Source organism: Streptomyces sp. NPDC002870 (assembly GCF_042888505.1).
In the GTDB taxonomy this organism is placed as follows: Bacteria; Actinomycetota; Actinomycetes; order Streptomycetales; family Streptomycetaceae; genus Streptomyces.
On the sequence record NZ_JBIAPW010000050.1, the window covers coordinates 44,263 to 50,239 of the forward strand.

At 69.2% G+C, this 5,977-nt stretch carries 4 protein-coding genes; 1 reads left to right on the forward strand and 3 read right to left on the reverse strand.

Annotation, left to right across the window (positions count from 1 at the left end):
* Positions 1-213 precede the first annotated feature (213 nt).
* Positions 214-444: a response regulator transcription factor gene (locus tag ACFYWY_RS35845; RefSeq protein WP_389194920.1), complete on the reverse strand. Its 231-nt coding sequence runs from the start codon at positions 442-444 to the stop codon at positions 214-216.
* 445 nt (positions 445-889) lie between these two features.
* Between ACFYWY_RS35845 and ACFYWY_RS35850 the strand changes: the two genes are divergently transcribed.
* On the forward strand, positions 890-3,322 hold the full coding sequence (locus ACFYWY_RS35850; protein WP_389194923.1) for a SpoIIE family protein phosphatase: 2,433 nt from the start codon (positions 890-892) through the stop codon (positions 3,320-3,322).
* 189 nt (positions 3,323-3,511) lie between these two features.
* On the opposite strand, the gene ACFYWY_RS35855 is transcribed toward ACFYWY_RS35850, so the two are convergent.
* The gene (locus tag ACFYWY_RS35855; RefSeq protein WP_389194926.1) at positions 3,512-4,534 is read right to left on the reverse strand and encodes a hypothetical protein; all 1,023 of its coding nucleotides are present in this window, start codon (positions 4,532-4,534) and stop codon (positions 3,512-3,514) included.
* A gap of 245 nt (positions 4,535-4,779) precedes the next feature.
* Positions 4,780-5,136 carry a hypothetical protein gene (locus ACFYWY_RS35860; protein ID WP_389194928.1) on the reverse strand — a complete coding sequence of 119 codons (357 nt, stop codon included), beginning with the start codon at positions 5,134-5,136 and terminating at the stop codon, positions 4,780-4,782.
* Positions 5,137-5,977: the final 841 nt, after the last annotated feature.

A 5,977-nucleotide genomic window follows, 5' to 3' on the forward strand; every position in this document is an offset into this window, starting at 1 on the left:
CCCCGCCCCCCCCCCACCCCAACCCCCCACCCACCCGCCGGCGGGGGGGGCGGGCGCCCGCGGGCCCGCGGGGGGGGGGGGGGGGCGCCCGGGCGGGGGGGGGCCCCCCCCCCCCCCCCCCGCCCCCCGCGGCGGTGCAGCGCGGGTTGTGCCGGGGACGTGCACGGGCGCCGGATCGCAATCTTGGCGGTTTTCCGCTCCGGTGGCCGCGCGTCACAGCCCCAGGGAGATGGCCAGTCGCGTGAGTTCGGCCGTGCTGTTGATGTCGAGCTTGGCCCGGATGCGGCGGAGATAGGCGTCGACCGTGTGCTTGGAGAGCCCCATGTGGCGGGCCGTCTGCACGTAGGTGCGCCCTGCGGCGATATGTCGCAGTGTCTCCTGCTCACGCGGGGCCAGCGCAGGTGCGGGGGCTTCGGTGTACGGGGTGGTGAGTGTGAGGCTCATGGGACTTCCTCCGACGGATCGGCTCGGTCATCACTGCTCACACCCTCGGAAGCAGGGGACATATGCCCTCATGCGGTCATTTGTCCCTTTTCAAAAAGCTTGGCCGCGCGACTTCATGACTGTGTCCGCCGACTGTCACAGGCCTGTCACAGGGCACGTCCGCGCCACAGCGCGATCACAGAGAAGAGCCGTATGGCTACGGAGATGACCTCTAGCCCGGCTGCCCCCGTGGGCCTCCGCAGAAGGCATCCCTCGTCGTCGGGAGCCTGGGCAGGCAGGCCGACCGCCTTTTGAGCCGCCAGTCGCCTCCTGGGGCATTGCGGGCGGCAAGGCCTGGGGCAGGGCCCCTCGTGACAGCGCTGGGTTGGTGCTCCGTGCCCCTCAGGATCATGCTTGTCAGGAGGGCCCCGGCCGTGCAGGTTCCCGAAGGGCGAGATGAGCGGCGATGGAGCAACTTCCCACCCCTCCTGATGAGCGGCCGGCCGAGTCGGACGCCTCCTCCGAGTCGGCATACACGGCCACGGCCACCGTCAATGAGCAGGGCATCGTGACGGGGTGGAGCGAAGGTGCCCGGCGGCTGCTCGGCTACATGCCCTCGGAGGTCGTGGGGCAGAGGGCCGCGCGCCTGCTCGCCGATGACGTCGGCGAGACGGCGCGGCGGGAGGCGGCCGGGCGGGAGAAGTGGAGCGGCACCGTGGCGCTGCGGCACCGGGACGGTCACCGGCTTCAGCGGGGACTGCTCGCGCACCGCCGGACGTCGAACGGCCCGGTCACCGAGTGGCTCGTGGTATCCGCCGTGGCGGGCAAGCCGCGCACGCCCGGGAGCGAAGCGCTGAGGGAATGGACGTTCGCCCAGTCCCCCGACATCCTGGCGATTTTCGACTCGGACCTGCGACTGGTACGGGCGAACACCGGCATGGAGCGCGCGCTTTCCCTCACGGAGGCCGAGATGCTCGGGCTGCACCTGCCGGAAATCGCGCCGTATCCCGTGAGCGACGAGGCCGAGAGCAAGATGCGCCTGGCACTGGAGACCGGCGAGCCGCAGTACGTGGAGGCCTACATCCGCCCCACGGGTGTAAGCCCGGAGCGCGGCTGGTCGACCTCCCTCGCCCCGCTGAAGGACCCGGACGGCCGGGTGCGCGCAGTGTGCCTGGCAGCACACTCCAGGTCCGGGGAGTACCTCGCCCGGCAGCGGATGCTCCTGCTGAACGACGCCGGCGCCCGCATCGGCACGACCCTGGACATCGCACGCACCGCGCAGGAACTGGCCGATGTCGCCGTCCCCCGGCTCGCGGACTTCGCAGCCGTCGACCTGCTCGACCTACCCCAGCACAGCGACCAGCCACCCTCCGCCCCTCCGGCAGGGCCGGTCGCCATGTGCCGCACCGCTCTGCGGTCGGTCCTCGAAGGGAGCCCGGAGTCCCTGGTCGCGGTGGGCGAGACGACCACCTACCCGGCGCTCTCACCTCCGGCCGAATGCCTGGCCGCAGGCCGGCCCGCCCTGTACGAGGTGACCGATCCCGCCATCGCCCGGTGGGCCGCCCAGGACCCCAGAGCCGTCTGGATCCGCGAGTACGGGACACACTCGGTGATGGTCGTGCCGATGCGTACCCGCGGCATCACTCTCGGCGTGGCCCTCTTCAGCCGTCACCTGCGCCGGGAGCCCTTCGAACCGGACGACCTGCTGCTGGCCGAGGAGCTCACGGCCAGAGCGGCCGTCAGCATCCACAACGCCCGCCGGTACACCCGGGAGCGCACCACCACCATGACCCTGCAGCGCAGCCTGCTCCCGCATACGCTGCCCGATCAGGCGGCACTCGAGATCGCCTCCCGCTACCTGCCCGCCGGTACCCAGGCCGGCGTGGGCGGCGACTGGTTCGACGTGATCCCGCTGTCCGGCGCGCGGGTGGCCCTCGTCGTGGGCGATGTGGTCGGCCACGGCATCCGTGCCTCCGCCACCATGGGCCGGCTGCGCACCGCGGTGCGCACCCTGGCCGACGTCGAGCTGCCGCCCGACGAGCTGCTCACCCACCTCGACGACCTCGTCATCCACCTGTCCGCCGACGAGGGCGGCACGGAAGGCGCCGCCGAAACCGCCGGCGGCATCGGCACCACCTGCCTGTACGCGGTCTACGACCCGGTCTCCCGCCGGTGCACCCTCGCCCGGGCCGGCCACCCCCCGCCCGCCGTGGTCACGCCGGACGGCGCCGTCTACTTCCTCGACGTCCCGGCCGGCCCGCCGCTGGGCCTGGGCGGCCTGCCCTTCGAGACCGTGGAGACCGAACTGCCCGAGGGCAGCATCATCGCCCTTTACACCAACGGTCTGCTCGAACCCCGCCACCTCGACATCGACGAAGCCCTGGACAAGATGTTCGCAGCCCTCGCTCAGCCCGCCCAGACGCTGGACACGGTCTGCGACAGGGTTCTGACGGCTCTGTTGACCCACCGCCCCGATGACGACGTCGCCCTGCTCATCGCCCGCACCCGGGTCCTCCACGCCGACCGGGTCGCGGCCTGGGACCTGGCCTCCGACCCCGCCATCGTCGCCCAGGCCCGCAAGAACGCCACCGACCAACTGGCCGCCTGGGGACTGGACGACGCCGTCTTCATCACCGAACTGATGGTCAGCGAAATGGTCACCAATGCCATCCGCTACGGCCAGCCGCCCATACAGCTACGGCTGATCCACTCGGACAGCACATTGATCTGCGAAGTCTACGACTCGAGCAATACGGCCCCGCACCTGCGGCGGGCCCGGACCTTCGACGAGGGAGGGCGGGGCTTGCTGCTGGTCGCCCAGCTCGCCCAGCGCTGGGGCACCCGGCATGCCCCCATCGGCAAGACCATCTGGGCCGAGCAGTCCCTTGCCGGGGGCTGAGGAACATCCAGGTCAGATCGTGCACTGAGCCTTCGCCATGCCGGCCCACTCCCTCATCGCCATGGCAACGAGCCTTGCCCCACCGCAGATGCGGCGGGGCAGGAACCCAAGATCTTGACGAGCCTTCCAGACGACGCCCGGCAACAGCAGCTGTGCGCCATCCAGCTTTGGCGCACTCCCGCTGCACGTTCACCCGATAACGACCTCGCCCGAATCCTGCGCGGCTGGCGCGTCCGGAGCAGAGTGGCTGCCGGTGTGGTCCTTGGGCGGAGCATGCGGGGCCGGCGCGTCGGGAACGGAGTGGCTGCCGGTGCCGTCCTGGCTGGGAGCATGCGGGGCCGGCGCGTCTGGAACAGAAGGGCTGCCGGTCTCTTCCTTGGGCGGAGCCTGCGGGGCCGGCGCGTCGGGAACAGAGTGGCTGCCGGTGCCGTCCTGGCTGGGAGCATGCGGGGCCGGCGCATCCGGAACAGAAGGGCTCCCGGTGCCGTCCTTGGGCGGAACCTGCGGGGCCGGCTCCGGAGCAGAGTCACTGCCAGCGTCGTCCTGGCTGGGAGCATGCGGGGCCGGCGCGTCCGGACAAGGGCCGCCGCCGTTGCCGTTGGTGCCCGTGCCATTGCGGCCGATGCCATCGCGGCCACCACAACTGCCCCTGCCGCCGCGTCCGGTGCCGCCCGTGCCGGTGCCGCCCGGAGCTTGACAGACGGGAGCGTCGCTGCCCGTCCCGTTGCCGCCGGTGCCATTGCCTCCCGTGCCGCTGCGGCAGTAGTCGTCGTGGCCGCCACGCTTCTTGTGACCGTCGCTCTTCTTGTGACCGTCACGCCCCTCGTAACCGCTGCCCTCCTCGTAACCGCCACCCTCGTAGCCGACGCCCTCCTCGTAACCGCCGCTATCGTCGTAGCCGACGCTCTCGTCGTAGCCGACGCCCTCCTCGTAACCGCCGCCCTCCTCGTAACCGCCGCCCTCCTCGTAACCGCCGCCCTGCCCCTGGCCGCCACCCTGCCCCTGGCCGCCCTGACTGTCGCGCTCCTCATGACCGTCGCGCCCCTCGTAACCGTCGCGCTGCCCGTGGTCGCCGCTGGCTCCCGACACCGCCAGGCTCTGCAGCGTCGGTGCCGTAAACCCTGCGCTCGCCGGGATCAGTACACCGCCGGCAGTGAGGAGGACGGCGGCGGTGGCTACGGCCAGACTGCTCTTCCGGATACTACGCTTCATGAGAATTCTCGTTCCTCTTTCGCATGCTCTCGAGAATGTGAGAACGAGCGAAAAAACCTTAGTCTTTCGAGGCGGGTTTATACCCGATGTCGGGGGGGGGGCGCATTCGCCGTACATTGCAGGGCCGCCTGAAACAGCCGCACATTCCGCTTTCGCTGGGACATTCGGCGGTCTGGCTGGGTGGCGTGGCCGCCGGCTCTGCCACCCAGCCAGACTGCGAACTCATTCGACGCTGTCCGCGCCAGTCAGCTGCTAGCCCGTGGCGTCACCACCCTGAGCGTTACCACCAGTGTTGGTCCCGACGCCAGAAGCGTCACCACCCTTGGCGTCACCACCCTTATTGGTACCAGCGCCGGAAGCATTACCACCCTGAGCGTTACCACCGGTGTTAGTGCCAACACCAGAAGCACTACCACCCTGAGCATTACCACCGGTGTTAGTACCAACACCAGAAGCACCACCACCCTGAGCATTACCACCGGTGTTAGTACCAACACCAGAAGCACCACCACCCTGAGCATTACCACCGGTGTTAGTACCAACACCAGAAGCACCACCCCCCTTGGCGTCACCACCCTTATTGGTACCAACGCCAGAAGCACTACCACCCTTGGCGTCGCCGCCCTTATTCTTACCCTTCCCCTTGTTCTTACCCTTGCCCTTGCTCTTACACTTGCCCTTTCCCTTTCCCTTACCGTGATGCTTGTCAGGGTGCTTGTCAGGGTGCTTGTGGGTATCGGCGAGGCTCACGACCGACGAGGCAGGCATCGGGGCCGCCGTCGCGGTGGTTGCCGGAAGGATGACACCTCCGCCGATCACAGCGGCCGAGGCGACAACCGTCGCAAGGCGAAGGCCCCGACGCTTGGGACGGTCGTCGTTGTGGGTGTGAACATTGCGGTTCATGGGTTTTCTCCGACTGATAAAGAGGGACTATTTGAGTTGCCCCGGGAATTCCGGGCGGTGGTCGGCGGATCGGCTTACGACCGGGACCGCCATGCCGGTATAACCGGCGGTTCGGTGAAGGAGAGAATCCTCTGCGAGGATTTCCGCCTTACCGTGCTGCCTCGTTCCCTTTCGGGTGGGGGCGCACTTCAAGTAGGCCCGACCGGCAGAGCATGGTCATGTTCCGAGGACTCGGGACTTGACGTAGCCAGAAGCGTCGGGTAAAAGCCCGCGAAAGCGCCGCCGGGCCGCCTCTGACCGTTCCGGAGTCAGGCGTAGCCGCCCATGGGTCGCGCGAGCCGTTACGCCACGTCGCAGAGATCGAGCACGCGACCGCGGGATCCGGGTGCGGCACACCACCGCTCACCCGCCTCGTGCGCAACCACGCCAAAGGCCGCCACCGCGTCGCTTGGGTTCTAGTGGTCGTCGCAACACCCCAGTTCAGGGGATGCGATGGACTTCGAGATCCGCGAGGAACGGAAGCCGCAGGGACCGCGGAAG

What these genes read in the sequence shown, in the direction of transcription:
- ACFYWY_RS35845 (WP_389194920.1), bottom strand. Translation starts at nt 444, where the DNA reads ATGAGCCTCACACTCACCACCCCGTACACCGAAGCCCCCGCACCTGCG.
- ACFYWY_RS35855 (WP_389194926.1), bottom strand. Translation starts at nt 4,534, where the DNA reads ATGAAGCGTAGTATCCGGAAGAGCAGTCTGGCCGTAGCCACCGCCGCC.
- ACFYWY_RS35850 (WP_389194923.1), top strand. Translation starts at nt 890, where the DNA reads ATGGAGCAACTTCCCACCCCTCCTGATGAGCGGCCGGCCGAGTCGGAC.